The sequence below is a fragment of the Arachnia propionica genome (assembly GCF_003859805.1).
Classification (GTDB): domain Bacteria; phylum Actinomycetota; class Actinomycetes; order Propionibacteriales; family Propionibacteriaceae; genus Arachnia; species Arachnia propionica_C.
The window spans coordinates 59,103-80,726 of the sequence record NZ_RQZG01000014.1 but is presented as its reverse complement, the minus strand read 5'-3'; the positions used below and the strand labels follow the sequence as shown (position 1 = coordinate 80,726).

Below are 21,624 nucleotides of genomic sequence, written 5' to 3'. Positions count from 1 at the left end.
CGTGGGTCACGACTGTTCTCCTTGCTCTGAGCGGACGATCTGGAGCACCTCGTCACGCAACGCCGCCATCGTCGCGGCATCACGCGCCTCCACGTTGAGCCGCAGCAGTGGTTCGGTGTTGGACGGGCGCAGGTTGAGCCACCACCCGGCGGCAGGATCGGCGACGGTGAGGCCGTCGAAGGTCTCGGCCTCGCCCCTGCCTGCGAAGGCCTCCCGCACCCTGGCCATCATGGCGGCATGGTCGATCACGGTGGAGTTGATCTCACCGGAGCGGTGATAGCCGTCGAACCGCGCGGCGAGCCTCGACAACGGCTGTCCCTCACTGCGCACCAGTTCCAGCACGTGCAGGGCCGCCAGCATCCCGGTGTCGGCTCCCCAGAAGTCACGGAAGTAGTAGTGGGCCGAGTGTTCCCCTCCGAAGATCGCCCGGTGACCGGCCATCAGTGCCTTGACATGGGTGTGTCCCACCCGGGAACGCACCACCGCGCCCCGGTCCCCCACCGCATCGGTGACGGCCTGGGAGGTGATGGCGTTGATGATGATGGTGCCACCCGGTTCCCTGCCCAGCTCGGCCAGGGCGATCATGGCGGTCACCACCGAGGGGTCCACCACCTGCCCCTGCTCATCGATGATGAAGCAGCGGTCCGCGTCCCCGTCGAAGACCAGCGCCAGATCAGCACCGTGCTCCCTCACCGCGGCCTGCGCATCGACCAGGTTCTCCGGCTCCAGTGGATTGGCCGGATGGTTGGGGAAGGTGCCATCGGGTTCCAGGTAGAGCCCGACGAGATCCACGTCGCGCCCGGCCAGCACCGCGGGGGCCACCAGCCCGCCCATCCCGTTGCCGGCATCCACCACCACCTTCAGGGTGCCGCCCGGACCGACCGGGACCAGCGCCTCCAGGAAGGAGACGTACTCCCAGGTGAGGTCCCGTGACTCGTGACCGCCCCGCACCTGCTCACCGATCTCGACGTCCCGGGCACGCTCCCTGAGATCGGCGGTGAAGCTCGCGGGCACCGGAGCGGCCCCGGGCAGACAGAACTTGATGCCGTTGTAGGCGGCCGGGTTGTGGCTGGCGGTGAACTGCACACCGTGCATCCCGAGATGTCCGGAGGCGAACCACAGCTGATCGGTGGAGGTCAGCCCGACATCGACGATGTCGGCCCCGCCCCGCCTGGCCCCGTCGGCGAAGGCCTCCGACAGCTCGTCGCCGAGATGCCGCATGTCACGTCCCATCACGATGCCGCGGCCCTCGAGCCCGAGTTCGGCGACGAAGGCCGCTCCGAGTCGACGGGCACCGGCGAGGTCCCACTCAGGACTCCGTCCCAGCACCACTCCGCGGATGTCATTGGCCTTGAAGATCTCGTCAGCGAGCATGACTTCCTCCGGGTCAGTCGACGGCGGGCAGCAACCGCAGGTGGCGGCCCGGTCTGGTGGGGGTGGGTGGCTCCGGCGGGGTGCTCGGCTGTGGGATCGGCTCGTCGTCACGCAGCCCGATCTCCCGGACGGCGTTGGCCAGGGCCACCAGCTCGTCGTCGGTCTCCTCCTCACGACGGCGGCGGTCCAGGGGCAGCCGGATCACCTCCCACCCGGCAGGCGCGGAGGTGCGGGCCGCATGGGTGGCGCACAGGTCGAACGCTCCCGGGACGGGGGCGACGGCCAACGGCCCCAGCACGGCGGTCGAATCGGCATAGACGTAGGTGAGGGTGGCGACGGCCGGTTGGCCGCACGTGGATCGGGAACAACGGCGCACCAAAGAAGATTAACTCGTGGGCGGCTAGAGTGTGCGCATGCCACGCAGCCGGGACCGACACGAACGAGGCCTGCGGGGGCCACTGGCCCTGCCGCACGCCTGGGGCAGGACCGCACCACTGCACCGGCCACGCCGCACCGAGTACTTCAACCAGTGCGTGACGTGGGCACTGGAGGAGATCTCCGCGGTGGATCCCCATGCCCTGGACGGGATCGTGGTGGGTGTGGAGGAGGTCCCCTTCCTGCGGACCGCCTGGTCCGGGGACCGGGTCCCGATGTCGGCGGCCCTGGAGCCCACGCGGGGCCGTCCCGCCCAGATCGTCATCTACGAGCGTCCCCTCGAGCACCGCGCATCGCACCGGAGCGCGCTGCGGTCCCTGGTCCACCGCACCATCGTGGAACAGCTGAGCGCCCTGACCTCCCGTCCGCCCAGGGACTTCGTCGGCGACGATCCCGAGTGGGAGGACTGACCACCCGGTCTCAGTGGAGCCCGGGGTCCAGCTCCGCCTCGACAGGGGCCGTGTCGCTCGCCCCGACTCGTTGCAACGGTGCCGCCCAGGTACCGGCCTCACCGGTGGCGACCACAGCGCCGAACAGCTCGGCAGGGGCCTGGACCGTGACCACCTGCCCGCCGTCGCTGATCTGTGGCAACGGCTGGGCAGCGGTCGTGCCCGCGGCGATCTCGAGGGTCTCGGTGGTCTCACCCTCCTCGGAGGCGATGGTCACGTTTGCCGTGACCGGTTCGCCTCCCGGATTGGTCAGCTGCAGGGTGCCCCCCGGGGGGACGAAGGTGGTCAACTCGGTTCCGGCCTTCACCGGGGAGAGCTGTGCCCCATCCCCCTGGGCGACCGCCAGGCCCGCCAGCACCTCGACATCGGAGTCCACCCGCAACGCAGCTGCCTCCCCGGCCAGGGACCCCTGCAGGGGTACCACGACGGTGGAACGGCCCGCGATGCTGATCGCGTCCCCACCCTCAGGGGTGAACGCAGGTGTGGCACCGTAGGCGGTCAGACGCACGGTGGCCCGATCCGCCCCGGGATTGGCGAGCACCACGGAGACCTCGGGCACACCGGCCATCACACCGGGAAGCCAGTGCGTGGTGGCGGCCTCCGCCGGGATCGCCGCCGTACCGCTGGTGGCCGTGGTGGTGAAGGCCACGACGGCGGCCCGCCCCCTGCTGGCCTGGAAGGACACCCCGACCGGGGTGGCCTCAGAGGTGAGCACCGACAAGGCGATGGTCTTCTCCCCGTTCGGTCCGAGGGCGATGCCCCGGGCACCCAGGGCCTGGATCTCCCCCTCAGGTCCGTGGAGGGTGAGATCGATGGCAGCATCCGAGGAGTCCGGGTTGACGATCCGAAGCTCCGTGTTGGCTGTGGCCGGGAGGGAGATCACCCCTCGTGACACCGGGCGGATGCAGGGGGTGAGGGTGCGCACGTCGTCGGTCCCGGTCATCACCGTGCCGAACGGTCCCGCGGTGCCCTCGGCGACCACGGGGGCGCTCTGGCCCGGAAGAACCACCTGCTGCTCCGCCGTCGAGGCCTCTCCCAGGGCTCCGACGCTGTCGGCCTTGGTCACCAGCACGGTCGCCCCCTCCCCTGCCGGGATGCACACCACCTTCGTGCTGCGGGTGGTCTCCACCGTCGTCACCCGGGGCAGTTCCGCGGGGGTGAGGAGGGTGACGGCGAACAGCAGGGCCGCCAGCACCACGAACCCACCCAGGGTCTGAAGAATCCGGTTCACGATCAGTCCTCCAGTCCACGTCGGGCCGAGGCCGCTCCTCCGGCGGTCGGCGCCGCCAGGGTCACGAGCGCCAGCACCACGAACACCTGCCAGCCGAAGGCGAACCAGGCGGGCCGCATCCCCCAGGTGAGGGTCCCGGAGAGCTCGGCGGGGACCACGAAGGTGGCCTTGGGGCGGTCCGGGAGGGACTCGAGTCGTCTCCCACCGACACTGGCCTGCCAGCGACCGTCCGCCACCTCGGCGAGTTCCAGGGTCTGCTCACCTCCAGCGGCCTGGATCTCGGCATCGGCGACAGGGAGGTCCTCCGCATCACCCAGGATCCGGGCCCGCGAGGGCAGACCGATCACGGTCCACACGACGGTCCGTTCATCCGCGACGGCCCGATTCAGGCCCGCCGCGTTCCCGACCGCTGCCAACTGCTCAGCACTGAAACCGCGCATCCAGACGTGGCTGATCGCGACATCGGCCAGTCGGTCCGCCAGATCCTCCGGGGCGTCGCCACCGCCGAAGAGCTGGACGAGGGCGGCGTAGTCGTCCTCGAAGGAGCCGACCGGGTTCCGCTCTCCCGAGCCCCAGCGGGGCTGATCGGCGTCCACGACGTTCCAGGTGAGCCCGCCGTCCGCATCGGAACGGATCATCAGGATCCGGGTCTGTCGGCTGGAGGTCGTGACGTCGCGGACATAACTCGGCAGGGCAGACGTCTGGTTCGTCACCGGGCCGGAGAAACCGAACAGCGCCCACACCGCCAGTGCCAGACCGGAGGCACCGCTGAGCAGACCCACCACGATACGTCGGTCCAGGCGCGGCCGGTCCTCCTCCCCGGTCAGCGTGACGACGAGGGGAGCCAGCAACGCGGCCACCACCAGCAGCGCCCATCCGGACAGCAACGCCCGGGCCTCTCCTCCATGGACGGGGACCACCAGTCTGGACAGCAGGGCCCCGATCAGCAGTGGGACACCGAAGCCACCCAGCACCATGAGACGCTGACGTGAGGACTCCAGCCGGATCGTGGCGTGGAGGGCGACCAGGGTGAGGGCCCCGAAGAAGATGACGTTGACCAGCACCGGGAACCCTGAGGGCAGGATGCGGCCGACGAACATGGCGGTCGCCGGCGGGGAGAAAGCAGGCCAGGCCAACGGGTCCGGTCCGGTGAGGATCCGGCCGGGCCAGGCGAACAGGGTGGGAGCCCACGGGGCCAGGAAGGCCGCGGGGAGCACCACCATGATGAGCACCTCGACCAGGCGCTGGCGCTCCTTGACCACCCAGACGAGTCCGGCCACGACCGCCAGCAGCCACAGCACCGGCCAGGCCGCGGCACCGATGAGAAGCCAGAACGCCGCCCCGGCAGGGGCACGCAGCCGTTCCGCTCCCACCGACTCATCGGTGTGGATCACGACGACGGCCCGCGCCAGACAGGGCAGCACGATGGCCAGCACCATGCCGGCGATGTCCCCGGCGGTGACGAGACCGAGCAGCAGCACCGCCCCTGCCCAGACGGCGGCGAGCGCTGCGGCAGCCCCCTGTGGCACCTCCAGTCTGCGCAGCAGCGAGTGGACACTCATCGCCGCCAGCAGCGGGGCCAGGGTCAGGGCGAGGATCACCAGCACCTGCGGGCTGCCGAAGGTGAGCAGCGACAGCACAGCCGCGATGAGCAACCAGGGGGCGTCCGCCCCGGCGGTGCCGACCACCGGACTCAACGCCTGGGACCACACATCCCGGAAGGAGGCAGGAGCGGGAAGCAACCCACCACCGAAGACCTCCCCCGTCCCGAACAGGGTGCGCACCGCGAGCGATCCGCCCAGCACGAGCAGCACGGTGAGCAGGGCGACCGGGGTGAACACACGCCGTCGAGTGGGGCCCCCGGCGTAGTCGTCCCCGGTCATCTCGTCGATGCTGATCCCGGATTCCTGGCTGGTGAAGTCCCGGTAGCGCTCGGCGATGCCACTGCCGAGCTTGTCGAAGGCGTTGCGGATCGGCCAGTGCCGGTTCGGCAGCAGCGGGGTCACGTCACGGGTCATGGACACGCTGCGGGCTCTCAACTCCGCCACCCGGCCCGACTCGGCGGCGAAACGTCGGGCGGCACGGAGCTCGGCCCCTGCCAGGCGTGGTGACTTCAGCAGCAGGAACCCCAGCGCCCGGGCCCAGCTGCCGAGCACCAGTGCACCCTTCCTGCGGGGATTCGGGCCGCGGGCCGCGACGACCCGAAGCGCGGCCAGCCGGTCGCTCTCGTGGGGGTCCTCCGCGATGACGGTCTCCCGCAGCCCGATCATGCCGGCCTGTCGGTGGTTCAGCGCTGCCTCGGGCCAGGTCAGGACCCGGAAGCCGGCCTCGTTGGCACGCCACCCGAGGTCCAGGCCGTCACGGTGGAACGGCAGCTCCGGGGCCAGACCGCCGAGCTGGCGCCACACCACTCCCTTGATGAGCAGCCCAGCCGTCGAACCACCGAGGATCTCCTGTGGTTGGTCCTGTCCCTGGTCGATGTCGCCCGCCTCGACGGTGCTGACCCGCCTGCCGGAGCGGCTGATGGTCTGCCCGATCTCGGAGAGGGTCTCGGGATAGTTCCGACGACGTGGTTGGAGCAGCTTGGGGAACAGCAGGTCGGCACCGGTCAGCGCAGCACCGCGCAGCAACTCGTCGAGCGCGTTGGGCATCGGTGTCGAGTCGTCATGGAGCAACCAGATCCACGGCTCGTCACCACGCAGGGCGTGCAGCACGGCCTGCCCGAACGTCCATCGTGGGTCACCGGTGAGGACCGCATCGATGGTCCCGACGGCGCAGGCCTGCTCCAGGATGGCGCGCGAGGAGTCCGAGGACCCGTTGTCGACGACGACGATGCGGCCGGGACGAGGATTGAGGCGGTTCAGTGAACGCAGGTGTCGCGCCAACCAGTCCTCGGCGTTGTGGACCACCATGACGGCAACGACAGCGGCTGGATCGATCGGATTGGGGATGAGGTCATCCGGTTCCTCATCGATCCAGGACCACAGTTCGGCCGCGGAGCCTTCGGAAGTCAAGCGGAACCCTCCTGATCGGTGTCCCCTCCCCTGGCGGGAAAGGCACCCTTGACGATAGCCGAATGGCCGATGCCGGGCCAGACGACCGACTCAGATGGCCTGCCGCTTCAGCTTGCGGCGTTCCCGCTCGGACAGTCCTCCCCAGATGCCGAAGCGTTCATCGTTGGCGAGGGCGTACTCGAGACACTCGGCCCGCACCGTGCAGTTGGAGCACACGCGCTTGGCCTCGCGGGTCGATCCGCCCTTCTCCGGGAAGAACGCCTCGGGATCGGTCTGTGCGCACAGGGCATGCTGGTGCCACGCAAACTCTTCGTCAACCCCCGCCGTGAAATCCCAGATGTTGTCCATGCCTCCCCCTTTCATCCTCAAAATTACACACGCGCAGTTCTAACGAGTCAAACTCGATCGGCGAGTCGACTTGCACCCGTGCAACTTTGGAGGTCCAGTCTACGCACATCGCTCAACCCTTGGTGGCTCCCTGGGTCAGACCGGAGACGATCCATCGGCTGGCCAGGGCGAACAGCAGCATCGTCGGGACGATCGTCATGACCGCGGCGGCCGACAGCGGCCCCCACTCGATGTTGAAGCTCGAGATGAAGCCGTTCAGGGCCGTCGGGATGGTCCGCGACGCGTCAGCGTTGAGCAGCGTGGTGGCCAGGAACAGCTCGTTCCAGCAGTTGACGAAGTTGAAGATGTAGGTCGCGATGATGCCCGGGGTCATGGCCGGCACGATGACCCGCCACAGCGCCCCGAGCCGGGTCAACCCGTCCACCATGGCTGCCTCCTCAAGACTGTCCGGGACGTTGTCGAAGAAGCCCCGCAGCATGATCGCCGAGAACGGGATGGTCATGGCCACGTACACCAGCACCAGCCCGAACCGGGAGTCCACGAGCCCCAGGTTGGTGAACATCTGGTACAGCGGCCCCAGGGCGATGAACGCCGGGATCATCTGGGTGATGAGGAAGACCCCCATCACCGCACCCCGGCCCCGGAAGCTGAACCGCGACAGCACGTACCCGCTCAGCAGCGCGATCACCGTCGCGACGGTGGCGGCCGCGGAGGAGACGATCAGTGAGTTCAGCAGGTAGGTGCCGAACCGTGCCTTGTCCAGCAGGGACTGGTAGTTCTCGAGGCTGAACTCGCGGGGCCAGTACCTCACCGGGTACTCGGCGATGTGCCGGGCCGGTTTCACCGAGGTCAGGGTGATCCAGTACAGCGGGAACAAGGTGATGAGCAGCCACAGCGTCAGCCCGAGCACCCGGGTGACGCGCAACCACATCGGCTCCTTGAAGGTCATGTCCGTGCCCTCCTGGACAGCACACCGAGGTAGAGCCCGGTGAAGCAGATCAGCACCCCCATCACGATGAAGCCCAGGGCGGAGGCGATGCCGTAGTCACCCTGCTGGGTGAACTGGATCATCCACGTCGTGGCGATCTGGGTGCGGTTGCCGGGGCCACCACCGGTCATCGCGTAGATGATGTCGGGGAAGTTGAAGATCCAGATCACGCGCAGCAGCACCGCGAGCACCAGCGTGCTGGCGATGGTGGGGATCGTCACCTGGAACAACGTGCGCCAGCGCCCGGCCCCGTCGATGGCGGCCGCCTCGAGGATCTCCTCGGGCACCGACTGCAGCGCGGCCAGGATCATGATCGCGAAGAAGGTGACCCCGTACCAGACGTTGGCGACGACGACCGCGAACATCGCCAGCTCCGGTTTGGCCAGCCAGGGAACCGGGGCTTCGGCCAGTCCGGTTCGCATCAACAGGTCGTTGACCACCCCGAACTCGGAGTTGAACATCCAGCGGAACAGGATGCCGATGAGGAATCCGGAGACCGCCCACGGGTAGAACACGACCGCCTGGTACAGGCCACGGAACCGGAATCGACGACGCAGCCCCAGCGCGATGAGGAACCCGATGAGGAACTGCGGCACCAGCGAGGCCACGACCCAGACCACCGAGTTCCACATCGTCGAGGCGAACAACGGGTCCCCCAGCAGCGTGGTGAAGTTCTCCCAGCCGATGAACGGCGTCGAGGTCAGGTCCCACAGGGACCACCGTCTGAAGGCCATCTCGCTTCCCCGGAACAGCGGGAAGTAGGTGAACACCGCGACGAATGCGAAGGCCGGCGCCAGGAACGCGAGGATCGTCCAGAACGTACGCCGTCCGAACCTGCGGCCATGGGCGGGGCGACTGCTCACGGCAACCGCCCCGGCCCGGCCCTCAGGGGTCCGGGAGGTCATCACCCGGCCCACTTGTCAGTCCAGTACTGGTCCCAGCCCTTGAGCAGGTCCGTCGTGGTCATCTCCCCCAGGAGCACCTTCTGCAGGTCGGTCTCGGAACGCTGCATCCACTCGGTCCACCAGGCGGAGCTGCGGGGCTCGGTGACCGCGATCCAGGTGTCGGGATCCGAGGTCATCGTGACGTAGGCGGCCCAGGGTCCGGTGCGGAAGAACTCGTCCTCGGCGGCCGCGGTCAGGATCGGGACCAAGGAGTTCTCCTTGGCGAACCTGGTCGAGGCCTCACCGGAGAGGAACTTGATGAGTTCCAGGGCCTCCGGCTTGTGCTTCGAGAAGGAGGTGATCCCCCATCCAGCGGTGGCCATCGGCCAGGCCGCCTTGCCGGTGGGGCCGAGCAGGTTCGGGGCGACACTCCACTGCTCCTCGGTGAGGGAGCTCTCCTTCACCACCGCGATCACCTCGGGGTCCTGCAGCAGGAAGGCGGTCGATCCGTTGGTGAAGCCCTGCACCATCTCCGGGTAGCCCCAAGCGACGGAGGACTCCGGGGAGCCCGTCCTGAACAGTTCGACGTAGGTGTCCAGGGCGCTCTGTGACTCGGGGGTGGAGAAGATCGTCGCCCCACTGGTCACCTTGTAGGCATTGGTGGGATCCAGGGTGTCGGCGTTGTAGGCCTCGAGGATGCTGAGCACCTGTCCCGCGGAGTTCTTGCCGCCCCGGAAGGCGTAGCCGTAACGGTTCTGGCCGGGGTCCTGGATCTTCGCAGACTGCTCCACCAGGTCCTGCCAGGTCTTCGGCGGGCCGTCGAACCCGGCCTCGGCCACCAGGTCGGTCCGGTAGAACAGGCTGAGCCCGTAGAAGCCGTAGGGCACGAACCAGGTCTTGCCGTCGGCGCTGCTGGCCGCGATCCTGGCCTGCTCGGTCATCGCCTGCATCCCGTCCCAACCCTTCAGGTCCGGGGCCATGTCGTGCAGCCAGCCGTTGTTGCTGAACGGCCCGACGGTGAGGTCACGGACCTCCAGCACGTCCACCCCGGAACCGGACTGCAGCATCTGCTGGATCTTCGCATCGGCCTGGTCCGTGGGTGGTGAGATGAGTTCGACGTCGATGGTGCTGTGCGTGGCCTCGAACTCCTGGATGAGGGAGTTGAGCAGTTCCGTGCGGGCCGGACTGGTCAACGACTCCACCATCTTGATCGTGACCTTCCCGGGGGTGGATTCCCCGCCGGTGCCGTCGCCGGCACAGGCCGAGAGGGTCAGGGCGGCGGCCAGCGTGGTCGCGGCCAGGATGCGGGTTCGTCTCATGCTTCCTCCTCGAAGTGAACACGGTTGGGTGGTTGTCCCCCCTGGACCTGCTGCTGTGCCCAGCGGTGGAGCAGGGGGATCCCCACACGCGCCAGGTGATCGAAGTCGTCCATCGTGGTGTAGACGTGTGTGGACAGACGTAGGTGGCCGCGCCCCTCGAAGCTGGTGAAGGCCAGCGCCACCCGGCTGGTCTCGCAGAACGGGATGCGCAGGGCGTCGGCCTGCTCCCGGGTCGCACCGAGCGCACCGGGCAGCCGGAGCAGCCGCATCGGCCCGACGGGTTGTCCGACATCGGGCACCGGGTCGGCGACGATCCCCTCCAGTGCCTCGGCCAACCGCGCCACCCCGGCGTCGGCCAGTGCTGCACTGCGCTGCCGGATCCGCTCCCAACCGACCTGCTCCTGGAGGTGGTGCCATGCGAAGGGGGCGACGAGCCAGGCCGTGAGGTCGAGGGTCCCGAGGTGGTCGAACCGTTCCGGGTAGTCGAGGCCAGCGCCCCAGGAGTCGATGACCGGGTGGAGTCGGTCACCGTCGCGGGCGACCAGCACCGCGGTCCCGCGAGGGGCGCAGGCGAACTTGTGGAGATTGCCCACCCAGAAATCCGCCTCGCGGCACACCGGGTCGGCCAGCACGCCGGGGGCATGGGCGCCGTCGACGAGGGTCGACACCCCCAGGTCCCGCGCCAGCAGGCACACCTCGGCCACGGGCAGGGCCCGCGCGGTGGGGGAGGTGATCTGATCGATGACGAGCAGACCGGGACGGTGACGCTCCAGCTGTTCCCCGATCAGCTCGATCACCCGGGGGGCGCTGGCCGCCATCGGGATCGCCACCTCGTCCACCCGTCCCCCGGTTCGGGAGGCCAGCCGACAGGCCCCGGCGGTGATGGCGCCGTAGCCGTGGTTGGTGACCATGACATCGACGGCCCCGCGCCCGAGGAAGGAGTCATGGACCGCACTCGCCCCGGCGGAGGCATTGGGGACCAGGGCGAGCTGCTCGGTCGAGACCCCCAGGATGTGGGCGATCTCGATGCGTGCCGTGGCCACCCGCTCCGGGAGGGAGGCGAACCACCGCACGGGGTTGGCCTCCATCTCGTGGCGCAGTCGCGCCTGCTCCTCCTGCACGGCCCGGGGCACCGCCCCGAAGGAACCGTGGTTGAGGTGACGCACTGACGCGTCGAGGGTCCATGCGACCTCCGCCCCGACGCGTGGTGGTTCGTCACTGAACTGCATCGTTGCACCTTTCCTGTCTGACAATCTCAGCACAGATCGCCTTCTCGCCGCAGGTTTTTCCGGAAAATTTCTTTTCCTGTCAGACAATGCGGGTCGGTTCCTCCTCCCACGTGGTTTCCTAGGAGGCATGAGCACCCCCAGTTCCGTGACCGCCGTCGAGACCGCACGGCAGGGCCTGTGCCGCATGATCGCCACCGGTGAGCTCCGCTGCGGCGACCCCCTGCCCAGCGAGGCGGAGCTGTGCGAACGGCTGGGGGTCTCCCGCAGCTCTTTGCGGGAGGCGCAACGCATGCTGACGGTGGCCGGCGCCCTGGAGGCCCATCCGGGACGTCGGTGCACGGTCTCGACGATGGGCCCCTCCCAGATCCTTCAGGGGCTGGAGATGGTGATCCCGCTGTTGCCCCTGGACCGCTACCTCGAGCTGTTGCCGCTGCGTGAGGTGCTCGAGGGACATGCCGCTGCACAGGCCGCGGCACGGTTGTCGGACGAGGAACGCAGCCGCATCGTCGCACTGGCCCGTCGACTGGCGGATCTCGACCCCGGACCTCAGGCCCAGCGGTTGGACGCCGAGTTCCACGCCGCGATCATCATCGGCGGCCAGGATCCACTGATCGCCACCCTCCTGGAGATCATGAGGCGACGCGGCCGCGACTACCACGTCTTCGAGGAGGAGGCGCACCGGGAGCTCAAGGCCGTCTCGGACACCGCCCATCTCCGGATCGCCGCGGCCATCTCGGATCGTGACGCCGAGGGCGCACGGTTCCTCGCGATGGAGCACGTGAGGGTCACCCGGACCTGGCTCGAGGGCATCCGTCCCGGTCCTGTCCTGTTCGAGGCCTGAGCCTGCTGCCACCAGCCGGAAGGAGCACGGTGAGGCCGGGCAGTCCCCCGTCACACAGGCATGAATCGCCGTCCTGCTCGTCTGGCAGCGTTGCCATCAACGTCTCGCGCAGGCAACCTCCGAGTTCATGTCCGCTGCGACCCGGTAGGGTCCTGGTCCCATGAGCGCTCCGCGGGTCGGCACCGTCTACGGCATCTTCGACCACCGCCACCGACGATGGGGACTGGCGCAGCTCGTCGGCATGGACTCGCGGTCGAAGTCCTGGCTGAGCCTCGACCACTTCGAGCCCGACCTCCCCGCCACCCTCGACGGCATCGGCCCGCTGCACGCCCACCGCCACGGCTTCGACGGGGAGGCCACCGTCATCACCTCGGACCGCCACATCCCCCGCTACTTCCGGGAGCTGGGGTGGTTGCCGCCCCTGGTGACGCAGTGGCAGGAGTGTTACGGCTTCTTCCGGGCGAGCGAGGCCGGGTACGAGTGGGGGTGGCAGCAGCGGGGCGGACCGGCGATCAAGGCCGAGCTCGGCGACCGCCCGGCGTGGCTCACCCTGGACGGCGTCAGGCAGCGGGTGCCGAGGGGCTGGATCAACGACGAGGTGCTCGATGCCCCGCTCGAGGAGCTGAAACGGCTGCGCCTGGCCACCGGCATCACCCTGGAGCGCCCCTACCCGCACCTCGTCGAACTCATCACGGCGCTGCCCCTGCTCCACGAGGTGCACGTCGAGGCGGCCCTGCCGGAACTGCGTCTGCCGCCCCAGATCGACGAACTGACCCTGCGGTTCCCCGTCCCCGTCGAGTGGGACGGGCCGTGGCTGGAGCTGACCACTCCCGCCGTCGTCCCCATCCCGGGCACGACGGAACTTCACCTGATGGGCGACCACTTCGATCTGGCCGAACTCGCCAGCACCTACCCGAGGCTGCACGCCCTTCATCTCGACGGCGCCCCGGCGACGGTCACGGGCATCGAGGCGCTCGCGTCGTGGCCCGAGCTGCGTCACCTCAGCATCTCCGACTGCTTCGGCTTCGACGCGCTTCCCCACCTGCCCCAGCTGGAGCACTGCCACCTCCACAGCATCCCCGACACGGCAGGGCGGGCCGCACGCCGCAGCTACCAGGGCATCGACACCGAGATCCGGCAGCTGCGCACCCCGGAGTGGGTGGCGGAGAACTGGCACAACCCGTTCCGGGAGTGGGAGGGGTCGACGCATCGGTCCTCCCGGTTCGCCAAGCGCGCCTTCACCGCCTGGAAGGAGCACCGTCGCCGCCTCCTCGACGCGGCCGAGGAGGTGCCGGAGGCGGCCTGGCCGGAGCGCATCGCGACGGAGATGCGCGGCTTCGCGGCCCAGTTCAACGCCTGGAACCGCTCCGCATGGATCGAGACGGAGGAACGCGACACCATCGTCGAGGCCTACCGCCACCTGCTGGAGGAGGTCTCCGAGGTACGGCCGCTGGACGTCGAGGCCGCCCTGGACGCCCTGGGTGAGGCCTGCCACGACTTCAACCTGTAGAGGACGTCCTCGCGGTCAGGGTCAGGTCGTCGACACGGAGCACCGGGACGTCCATGACGGGGCACCGCCTTGGTCCGAGGGCGGCACGGGAGCTCGGGGCCACGAAGTAGGTTGGGCACATGACCACACCGTTGGAACGAGTCACCGCGCGGATCGCCCCCTTCCTGGACGACGGTCTCTGCCGTCCCCGCCCCCTGCTCACCCTGGAGGAGTTCTTCGACGGCAACGACGTGGTCGGGAGCATCCTGTGCAACGTCACGATCCTCACCGACGGGGTCCCGGACTCCCCCACACCGCAGCAGGTCCGTGATGTGCTCGAGACCATCAGGTCACGAGACGATGTCGACGACGTACGTGTCGCCGTCGCCATGGTCGACGACCCGGGGTGGCCCTTCGCCGAGGAGGTTCTCGTGGTGACCGACGCGACAGCCGACGAGGTGTGTGCCTGGTTCCCCGAGGCGATGGCCCCCGACGACGTCCTCGACCTCGATCCCGAACGTCTCAGTGGGTTCGAGCCCCTCGACCGGCAGGACGGACGTGTTGTCCTCTGCTGGTGGGACTGAGCTGCGTGCTGTCCCGCTGGTCGAACCACCGCTCTGCCGTCAAGGGCGGCCCACAGGATTCGTTCAGGCGAATTCAGCCCCGCACTGTTCACGGACCAGCTCGACCAGTTCCTTCACCCGGCTGGCCTCACTGAGCGGACTCACCAGGGTCGCCGACGCGGTGTGGACCACCAGCATCTCACGCAGCCCCAGCGCCGCCACCACGTGCTCCCCGCCTGTCGTGTTGACCAGGACCGAGCCCTGCGTGTCGAGGGTGACGGTGACGCCGTCGCGGCGGTTGCCGTGCTCGTCGAGCGCGAACTGGCTCGCCAGACTCTGGTGGCTCCCCACATCGGACCACTCGATCTCCAGCGGCACCGCCAGGACCTCGGCATCCACCTCGTCGGTGGATGCGGGCTGCATCACCGCGTAGTCCACGGAGATCTTGGTGAGCGTCGGGAAGATCTCCGCCAGGCTCTCCGGCTCCCTCGCGATCCGCCGCACCGCGTCAGCCGTCTCGGGCAGCAGGACGTCGAGCAGCTCGAGCAGCAGCCCGGCCCGCCACACGAACATGCCCGCATTCCACCAGAACTGCCCGGAGGCGACGTACTCCTCGGCCTGCGCCAGACCCGGTTTCTCCCGGAACTCCAGCACCCGGAAGGCACCCGGAAACCCCTCCAGCTCCGCGCCCCGGTGCAGGTACCCGAACCCGGTGTTCGGCTCGGTCGGCACCACGCCCATCGTCACCAGCCCACGCGGCCTGGCCTCGGCCACCTCGAAGGCACGCTCCAGGGTGGCCCGGAACTGGGACACCGGTTCGATGACGTGATCCGCGCTGAGCATCGCCACCACCGCCTCCGGGTCACGTCTCGCCAGCACCGCCGCGGACCAGGCGACGGCGTTGAGGGAGTCCCGCCCCACCGGTTCCCCCAGCAGGTTTTCCCGCGGCAGCTCAGGAATCTGCTGCGCCACCACGTCGATGTAGTCACGCGAGGTGCAGATCAGGATGCACTCGTCGGGCAGCAGCCCCCGGATCCGTTCATAGGCCAGCCTGAGCAGACTCCTGCCGTCGAAGAGCTCCAACAACTGCTTCGGGGCGCCCTGCCGGGACAACGGCCAGAGCCTCGTCCCGGATCCCCCTGCCATGACCACCGCGTATCGCATGACGACACCCTACGCTGATCCAAGGCATGTCTGTGAGAGTTCCTACAGCTCGCAACAGGCACCTTTCCGAGAAAGTGATTGATGCTGGGCCTGGTTCTCAGCGTCCGATGTCGGTGGTGTGCGGGGTGCGGGTGAAGGGACTCCGGGACCGGGACAGGGTGCGGACTGGGGCAGACCTGGTGGGTGGGGCCGTGGCGTTGAGTGTGACGCTGCGGGACCGGCCGTCACGGTCGATGTGCTCGACCACGGTCCCAGTGGGGGTGCGGTGTGCGATGAACAGGTCAACCTGTGTGAAACGGGACTGGGCACTGGCCAGCTGATGGGTGGCGCGGGCATTGTCGATGCAGCGGCTGGAAGCTCTGCCCTCGATGAAGGTGGAGTTCACGGCCTCGGGCGGGGTGTACCGGGCGGTGACGTCGCCTTGCCCTCGGGGCTCGACCCACCTGCGGTGTGCTCCCTCCAGACAGATCTGCCGAGGCGTGTCCACCGCCACGACGGTGACCTGCTCGTACTGCTGTTTCCTCAACTGCTGGACCAGGGAAGCACCTTTCTCCTTCCCCTTCAGGGTCCCCTCGATCTTGACGTCGAACTGATCCTCGAGAAGGTCCTCCCGAACCTTCCCGGCCGTTGCCGTGGACAGAGGATGCACCAAGGTGGCCAGCTCGCCACGAAGGAGAGGTTTCCCGTCCGCGAGAGCCTCGGGGGCGTGCTCATCGATCAGCCCGTCCCAGTGATCCCGGGCCTGCGCCAGCAGGTCGGGGTCGATCTCCAGTCCTGGGACGGGATTGCCGAGCAGGATCTGTTTCACGTCATCGGCATCGACGGTGATGAAGCCATCCTCCATCACGCCGAGCCGTTTCGACTCCTCCGGTCCGAGAGCGTTGCGCACCGCATCGACCCCGTGACTCTTCCCCGCTCCGGGTGGCCCGGCCATGATGATCGCCCGCCCCCCACGCACCCCCTCCCGCTCCGCACGAACCCGGTAGGCCTGGGTGACCGCCTCACCCAGGCGCAACCACAAGGACCCCTGTGCCGGGTCTGGCGGTGGAGAATGCTCCGCTGCAAGCTGCTGCACCAAACCACGTACCTGCGATTCAGTGCGACGCAGCACAGCGGCTGTCGGGTCAGTCATGCGGATAATCCGGCGACTGTCGGGCGATCTGTTGGAGTTCGTCGTACTCATCCTCACTGATCGCCTTGAGCATCACCAACCTCACGACGTCATCCCAAGACTTGCTGTCGTACCAGTCGTCGTGGACCACCCCGAACTCATACGGCCAAGCCCGCAACCGCTCCATCATCTCCTCAGTGCTGATCTCCCCCACCAACCGACGCAACCCAAACTCATACGGCGTCTCCGGCCAGAGACACTCACCCTGCTCCACGTCCTGCCTGACTGACAACACATCACGATGCTCCACCCCGGTCTGGGCCATGATCTCCTCATCACCCAACCCGGCCTCGACCAGACGCAGGACTTCCCGATACTCATCCATCCGCCCCAACACTTGGACAGCTCGGTTGCGTAGCCACTCGATCTGGGCGTCTCCCTCCCGGCTCGTGCTCATGTTCACCTCACAGCCTCGTCGCTCCTACCGGAACTCTACCAGCGGGACCGGATGAGCAGACGTGGAACGATTCCACGAAGTTGCCCAACGAATCCCTCACAAGAACCGAACCATTTAAGCTCGGGGAATGCTGTTTTCCGACGCACTCAGCTGGCTTCCCGCCGCACACCCCCTGTTCGTCCACTACGACGAGGACGCGGGGACCCGCATCGAACTCTCCGCCGTCACGTTCCGCAACTGGGTGGACAAGACCGCGAACCTCCTCGACGACCTGGGTGTCGGAGAAGGCGACGACGTGCAGCTGGACCTCATCACCACCCACCCGGGTCACTGGGCGACGTGGGTGTGGGTTGCGGCGATCTGGCAGCGTGCCGCCGTCGTGACGGCCGATCGCGGGGTGCCCACCGTCATGGCGGCGGGTTCGCGACCCCCCACCCCGGGCGCCATCATCTGCTCCATGCACCCACTCAACCTTCCCGTGGCCGAGCCTCCCGAGGACACCACCGACTTCGCCGAGGTGCTGGCCCAACCAGATCTCCACCTGGCCGAGCCCGTCGGCCTCACCAGCCCGGCCTGGGCGACACCTGCGGCCACCCTCGACCACGGGCAGATCGCGGCGACGGCGGCCCGCACCACGGCGGGGGTCGCCCACCAGCCGCCCGGCGACTGGGCCGGGATCTCCCAGCTACTGGTCGCCCCGGTGCTCGGCGGCGGCACAACCGTCTCCGTCACCGGTGGTGACGGCAGCACCCTGGAACGGATCCTCAGCCAGGAACGCGGGGAGCTGCTGCACCTCCCCTGAGGCCACGCAGGAACCCGAGCCCCCAGGCGAAGTGCATCGTCGCCAGCACCACCGGCAGCCGGAGTCGCGCCGCCCGGCTGACGGTCGGCATCGTGGTCGTCGCGTAGCCGAGGAAGGCCAGGTAGGCGCCGGGAGCGATCAGTCCGGTGATGAGCAACGGGGCCCGCAGCAGGATGCCGAGGGTTCCTGAGACGAGTCCGAGCAGTGAGCTGGCCGCCACGACCGGCGGGGCCAGGTAGCGCACGGAGGCGGTCTCCGGGTGACGTCGGATCACCTCACGCCGCCACTGCCCGGTGCGGAAGAACTGGGTCGCCAGTGCCCGCAGACCGGAACGGGGGCGGTAGACCACCCGGAGCTCGGGCGAGTAGTACACCAGCAGTCCGGCCGTGCGCAGTCGGTGGTTGAGCTCCCAGTCCTGCGCCCGGTGCAGGGCCTCGTCGAACCCCCCCACCTGTTCCAGGGCTTCACGCCGGAACACCCCGAGGAAGACCGTCTCGGCAGGACCGGCCGGGGTCTCGGCCAGGTGGAAACCCCCGCCACCGAGTCCGAGCGGTGAGTTGTAGGCCGCGGCGACGGCCTGCTCGAACGGGGTCCGGCCGTGTGCCTCCATCCGACCGCCGACATTGGCGGCCCCGGTCTCCCGCAACAGCCGCACGGCGGTGGTGATGTAGCCGTCGCTCAGCTCGGCGTGCCCGTCGACCCGCACGATGATGTCGTGCCGGGCCGCCCGCAGCGCCACGTTCAGTCCGGCCGGGGTGAATCCCGTCGGGTTCGCCACCACCGTGATCCGCGCGTCCCCTGCGGCCAGCTCCTCGGCGATCCCCCGGGTGCGGTCCGTCGACGGACCCACCGCCAGCACCACCTCCAGCTGGCCCGGGTACTCCTGGGCGAGCACCTCGGCGACGGCTGAGGCCAGGTGCCGTTCCTCGTTGCGGACCGGCATGATGACGCTGACTGGGGGATGCGGGTTCACACGGCCAACTTACATGGCGCGGATCACCGGTGCGGGTACGCTGGCAGGCATGGCTGAGGACAGACGAAACGCAGACCTGGATTGGCTGTACCGACGGGAACCCGATCCCCAGCCCACCCGCATCCAGCGCCCCGAGGAGGTCGCCGGACTGGCTGCTGACAACCAGTACCGCGTTGACCGGGGAGGGTATCCGACCCCGCCACCACCACAGGCCCAGCCGTCGTACCATCAGCCGGGCCCGACCCCACCCCCACCGCCCACGCACCCCCCGTACCGCCCCGGACCACCGGCCGCACCGCCCCCACCCCGCTCGACGCGCCGTCGCCCCAGGCGGCCGTTGCGGCGGATCGTCGGCGCCCTGGTGCTGGCCTGGCTGCTCTACCTGGTCGCGGTCCCCATCTACGCGTGGACCTCGGTGTCCCAGGTGGATGCCACCCCGACCGGGGACCGCCCCGCCGAGCAACCGGGCACCACCGTGCTGCTGGTGGGCTCCGACGGCCGGGACGAACTCACCGACGAGCAGCGCGGCGAACTGGGCACCGGGGACACCGAGGGACGTCGCACCGACACGATGATCCTGCTGCACCTGCCCGAGAAGGGTGAGCCCGCCATGATCTCCCTGCCCCGCGACTCGTGGGTGAAGGTGCCCGGCAAGGGTGAGGCGAAACTCAACGCCGCATTCGCCTGGGGCGGGGCGCCGTTGCTCGTCCAGACCATCGAGCAGAACACCGGCATCCGCATCGACGGCTACCTGGAGATCGGGTTCCTCGGTGTGGTGGAGGCCGTCGACGCCGTCGGCGGTATCGAGGTGTGCCCTGAGGAGCCCATCCAGGACGAGGACTCCCACCTGGACCTCCCGGCCGGGTGCCAGACGCTCGACGGCAAGACCGCGCTCGGCTACGTGCGGATGCGCAAGGCCGACCCGACCGGGGACCTCGGTCGCATGGCGCGCCAGCGCGAGGTGATCGGCAAGGTCGCGAAGAAGGCTCTCCACCCGTTCTCGGTGCTGAACCCGGTGACCTACTGGAACCTCAACATGGCTGCCGGCCACACCCTGGGTCGGGGCAAGGACACCGGCCCGGGTGAGACCCTCGGTGGGGCCCGGGTGTTCCTGTCGGCGGCCAGCGGGGCCGGTCTGTCCCTCAGCGTCCCCGTCGCCGACGCCAACGCCCGCCGCGACGGACAGAGCGTGATGCTGTGGGACAAGGAGGCCAGCCAGGAGGTCTTCTCCGCCGTCATCAAGGGCGACTCCACCCCGTTGGCGAAGTACGCGAAGTAGCCCCTCGTCCGACCGGATGCCCATGACAAGGTGATCCCGGGCTTCGATAGACTCGAGGGAACGTTGTCCCCACACCGGAGGTCAAGATGAACCACCCCGTCAATCCGCCCGGCCCCCAGTACCAGCAGGGTCCCGGCCAGCCCCAGTGGCAGGGACCTCCGCCTCAGGGGCCCGGCCAGCCCCAGTGGCAGGGTCAGCCCCAGTGGCAGGGTCAGCCCGGGTACGGCCCCCAGGGACCGGTCGCCACGGCACCGCAGAAGAAGTCCAGGGCCAAGATCATCGTCGCAGCCGTCGTCGCCCTGGCCGTGATCGCCGGTGCCGCCTTCGCAGCCGTCATGCTGCTGAAGAAGCCTGCCACCATCGCGGCCGCCAACGTGCTGCCGGACAACCCGTTGATCGTGGCCAGCATCGACCTGAACCCCGCGGCACCCGACCAGCTCGCCGTCAAGGACCTCGTCGAGAAGTTCCCGGAGTTCACCGACGGCCTGGACATCACCGAGGGCAACTACAAGAAGGCCCTGGTCGAGTTCGCGTTCAAGGACAACGACGACATCTCCTGGAGCGATGTCGAGCCGTGGCTGGGTGACTCCATCACCTTCGCCGCCTACGCCTCCGAGGAGCGCGAACCGACGGTTCTGGTCGCCTTCCAGCAGAAGGACGCGGCCAAGGCCGAGGAGTTCGCCAAGAAGCACCTCCTCAAGGACGGGCAGGCCAGTGGTGAGTACCGGACGGTTGACGACCAGCTGCTGGTCACGGACCGCTCCCTGCCCGATGCCGACGCGGTGAAGAAGGCCCCACTGGCCAACAACGAGGGTTTCAAGGCCGACATGGCCAAGCTTCCGGGCGGCCTCCTCGCCACCGTCTGGGGCGAGGGCAAGGGCCTGCAGCAGTTGGCTGAGCTGACCAACAACAGCACCCTCGCGACGCCGGGTGCCGTGCTGGAGGGGCGCGTCGCCTTCGGCCTGCGCATCGAGGACAGCACCGTCGTGCTCGAGGGCATCGCCTGGCAGGAGCAGAAGATCGAGAACAACCTCGAATCCGCCTCCGAGCTGGTGGGCAACCTGCCGGGCGACACCATCGCCGCCGTCGGAAGCAGCACGAATGACGCCTCCATCGACCAGGCCTGGGAACAGCTGGAACAGCAGGGCCTCTCCTCGTCGGACCTGCAGAGCATCGGCATCTCCTCCAAGGAGGATCTGAAGGCCCTGGTCGGGCAGCAGTTCGGCCTCTACGTGCCGCAGAGCACCGTGGCGGCGCTCAGCGGGGGCCGGGGTGCCACCCCCACCGTCGGCCTCGCGGTCAAGACCAACGATCCCTCCGGCCACCAGTCCGTGCTCGAGCGGATCGGTCGACAGCTGCCCGAGGGGTTGAAGCACCACACCGAGGGGGACAAGGTCTTCACCACGTGGAACGGCTCACCCGAGGACCTGGCCAAGCCGAAGACCAGACTCGCTGACGACGCGACCTACAAGAAGGTCGTCAAGGATGCCGACAAGGCCAACGCGATCATCTTCGTCAACATCGGCAGCATCGTCTCCTCCCTCCCGAACCTCGGCTCAGGCTCTGACGTCGAAGCACTCAGGAAGTTCGACGGAGTGGGCATGACGGTCAAAATGCTCGATGAGCACTACGGTTCCGTCACCCTGCGGGTCTCCTTCAAGTGACCCCGGACGA

Annotated in this window: 20 protein-coding genes; 7 read left to right on the top strand and 13 right to left on the bottom strand. The window is 68.6% G+C overall.

Features of this window, described 5'->3' with window-relative positions; genetic code table 11:
• Positions 1 to 6 precede the first annotated feature (6 nt).
• Both EII34_RS11735 and EII34_RS11730 read right to left on the bottom strand, forming a co-directional pair.
• Positions 7 to 1,374, bottom strand: a complete 1,368-nt coding sequence (locus EII34_RS11735; RefSeq protein WP_124845349.1) for a phosphohexomutase domain-containing protein — start codon at positions 1,372 to 1,374, stop codon at positions 7 to 9.
• Between the two features lie 13 nt (positions 1,375 to 1,387).
• Positions 1,388 to 1,750: a DUF3499 domain-containing protein gene (locus tag EII34_RS11730; RefSeq protein ID WP_260425140.1), complete on the bottom strand. Its 363-nt coding sequence runs from the start codon at positions 1,748 to 1,750 to the stop codon at positions 1,388 to 1,390.
• 37 nt (positions 1,751 to 1,787) lie between these two features.
• Here EII34_RS11730 and EII34_RS11725 point away from each other — a divergent pair, with 37 nt between their 5' ends.
• A complete protein-coding gene (locus EII34_RS11725) occupies positions 1,788 to 2,219 on the top strand; it encodes a metallopeptidase family protein (RefSeq protein ID WP_124845347.1) in 432 nt (143 codons plus the stop codon).
• 10 nt (positions 2,220 to 2,229) lie between these two features.
• Here EII34_RS11725 and EII34_RS11720 read toward each other — a convergent pair whose 3' ends face one another.
• From EII34_RS11720 to EII34_RS11690, 7 genes are all read right to left on the bottom strand, one after another.
• Complete coding sequence (locus EII34_RS11720; protein ID WP_124845346.1) at positions 2,230 to 3,489, bottom strand: DUF5719 family protein; 1,260 nt, start codon at positions 3,487 to 3,489, stop codon at positions 2,230 to 2,232.
• A 2-nt stretch (positions 3,490 to 3,491) separates the two neighbouring features.
• Complete coding sequence (locus EII34_RS11715; RefSeq protein ID WP_124845345.1) at positions 3,492 to 6,503, bottom strand: glycosyltransferase; 3,012 nt, start codon at positions 6,501 to 6,503, stop codon at positions 3,492 to 3,494.
• A gap of 90 nt (positions 6,504 to 6,593) precedes the next feature.
• Entirely contained in the window at positions 6,594 to 6,851 is a 258-nt protein-coding gene (locus EII34_RS11710) for a WhiB family transcriptional regulator (protein ID WP_124845344.1), read from the bottom strand.
• A gap of 112 nt (positions 6,852 to 6,963) precedes the next feature.
• Positions 6,964 to 7,800 carry a carbohydrate ABC transporter permease gene (locus EII34_RS11705; RefSeq protein WP_221620287.1) on the bottom strand — a complete coding sequence of 279 codons (837 nt, stop codon included), beginning with the start codon at positions 7,798 to 7,800 and terminating at the stop codon, positions 6,964 to 6,966.
• The gene (locus EII34_RS11700) at positions 7,797 to 8,744 is read right to left on the bottom strand and encodes a carbohydrate ABC transporter permease (protein ID WP_124845343.1); all 948 of its coding nucleotides are present in this window, start codon (positions 8,742 to 8,744) and stop codon (positions 7,797 to 7,799) included. The genes EII34_RS11705 and EII34_RS11700 overlap by 4 nt, the downstream gene beginning before the upstream one ends.
• Positions 8,744 to 10,042: an ABC transporter substrate-binding protein gene (locus EII34_RS11695; protein ID WP_124845342.1), complete on the bottom strand. Its 1,299-nt coding sequence runs from the start codon at positions 10,040 to 10,042 to the stop codon at positions 8,744 to 8,746. Before EII34_RS11695 ends, EII34_RS11700 begins: the two co-directional genes overlap by 1 nt.
• On the bottom strand, positions 10,039 to 11,271 hold the full coding sequence (locus tag EII34_RS11690; protein ID WP_124845341.1) for an aminotransferase class V-fold PLP-dependent enzyme: 1,233 nt from the start codon (positions 11,269 to 11,271) through the stop codon (positions 10,039 to 10,041). Before EII34_RS11690 ends, EII34_RS11695 begins: the two co-directional genes overlap by 4 nt.
• Before the next feature lie 127 nt (positions 11,272 to 11,398).
• Here EII34_RS11690 and EII34_RS11685 point away from each other — a divergent pair, with 127 nt between their 5' ends.
• The 3 genes from EII34_RS11685 to EII34_RS11675 all read left to right on the top strand — a co-directional run bounded on the left by EII34_RS11685 (position 11,399) and on the right by EII34_RS11675 (position 14,185).
• Complete coding sequence (locus EII34_RS11685) at positions 11,399 to 12,112, top strand: FadR/GntR family transcriptional regulator (RefSeq protein WP_124845340.1); 714 nt, start codon at positions 11,399 to 11,401, stop codon at positions 12,110 to 12,112.
• Between the two features lie 160 nt (positions 12,113 to 12,272).
• The gene (locus EII34_RS11680) at positions 12,273 to 13,622 is read left to right on the top strand and encodes a hypothetical protein (RefSeq protein WP_124845339.1); all 1,350 of its coding nucleotides are present in this window, start codon (positions 12,273 to 12,275) and stop codon (positions 13,620 to 13,622) included.
• Positions 13,623 to 13,741: 119 nt separating this feature from the next.
• Positions 13,742 to 14,185, top strand: a complete 444-nt coding sequence (locus EII34_RS11675; protein ID WP_124845338.1) for a hypothetical protein — start codon at positions 13,742 to 13,744, stop codon at positions 14,183 to 14,185.
• A 63-nt stretch (positions 14,186 to 14,248) separates the two neighbouring features.
• On the opposite strand, the gene EII34_RS11670 is transcribed toward EII34_RS11675, so the two are convergent.
• The 3 genes from EII34_RS11670 to EII34_RS11660 form a co-directional block, all read right to left on the bottom strand.
• Positions 14,249 to 15,328, bottom strand: a complete 1,080-nt coding sequence (locus EII34_RS11670; protein ID WP_124845337.1) for a mannose-1-phosphate guanylyltransferase — start codon at positions 15,326 to 15,328, stop codon at positions 14,249 to 14,251.
• A 97-nt stretch (positions 15,329 to 15,425) separates the two neighbouring features.
• Positions 15,426 to 16,349 (bottom strand): zeta toxin family protein, encoded by a 924-nt coding sequence (locus tag EII34_RS11665; RefSeq protein WP_185711316.1) that lies wholly within the window; start codon positions 16,347 to 16,349, stop codon positions 15,426 to 15,428.
• A gap of 103 nt (positions 16,350 to 16,452) precedes the next feature.
• Entirely contained in the window at positions 16,453 to 16,896 is a 444-nt protein-coding gene (locus tag EII34_RS11660; protein WP_124845335.1) for a hypothetical protein, read from the bottom strand.
• Between the two features lie 127 nt (positions 16,897 to 17,023).
• On the opposite strand from EII34_RS11660, the gene EII34_RS11655 reads away from it, so the two are divergent.
• A complete protein-coding gene (locus EII34_RS11655) occupies positions 17,024 to 17,698 on the top strand; it encodes a TIGR03089 family protein (protein WP_124845334.1) in 675 nt (224 codons plus the stop codon).
• Here EII34_RS11655 and EII34_RS11650 read toward each other — a convergent pair.
• Positions 17,661 to 18,671: a glycosyltransferase family 2 protein gene (locus EII34_RS11650; protein WP_124845333.1), complete on the bottom strand. Its 1,011-nt coding sequence runs from the start codon at positions 18,669 to 18,671 to the stop codon at positions 17,661 to 17,663. The genes EII34_RS11655 and EII34_RS11650 overlap by 38 nt on opposite strands.
• A 49-nt stretch (positions 18,672 to 18,720) precedes the next feature.
• Here EII34_RS11650 and EII34_RS11645 point away from each other — a divergent pair, with 49 nt between their 5' ends.
• Positions 18,721 to 19,950 carry an LCP family protein gene (locus EII34_RS11645; protein WP_124845332.1) on the top strand — a complete coding sequence of 410 codons (1,230 nt, stop codon included), beginning with the start codon at positions 18,721 to 18,723 and terminating at the stop codon, positions 19,948 to 19,950.
• Positions 19,951 to 20,036: 86 nt separating this feature from the next.
• Positions 20,037 to 21,614: a DUF3352 domain-containing protein gene (locus EII34_RS11640; RefSeq protein ID WP_124845331.1), complete on the top strand. Its 1,578-nt coding sequence runs from the start codon at positions 20,037 to 20,039 to the stop codon at positions 21,612 to 21,614.
• Positions 21,615 to 21,624 lie beyond the last annotated feature (10 nt).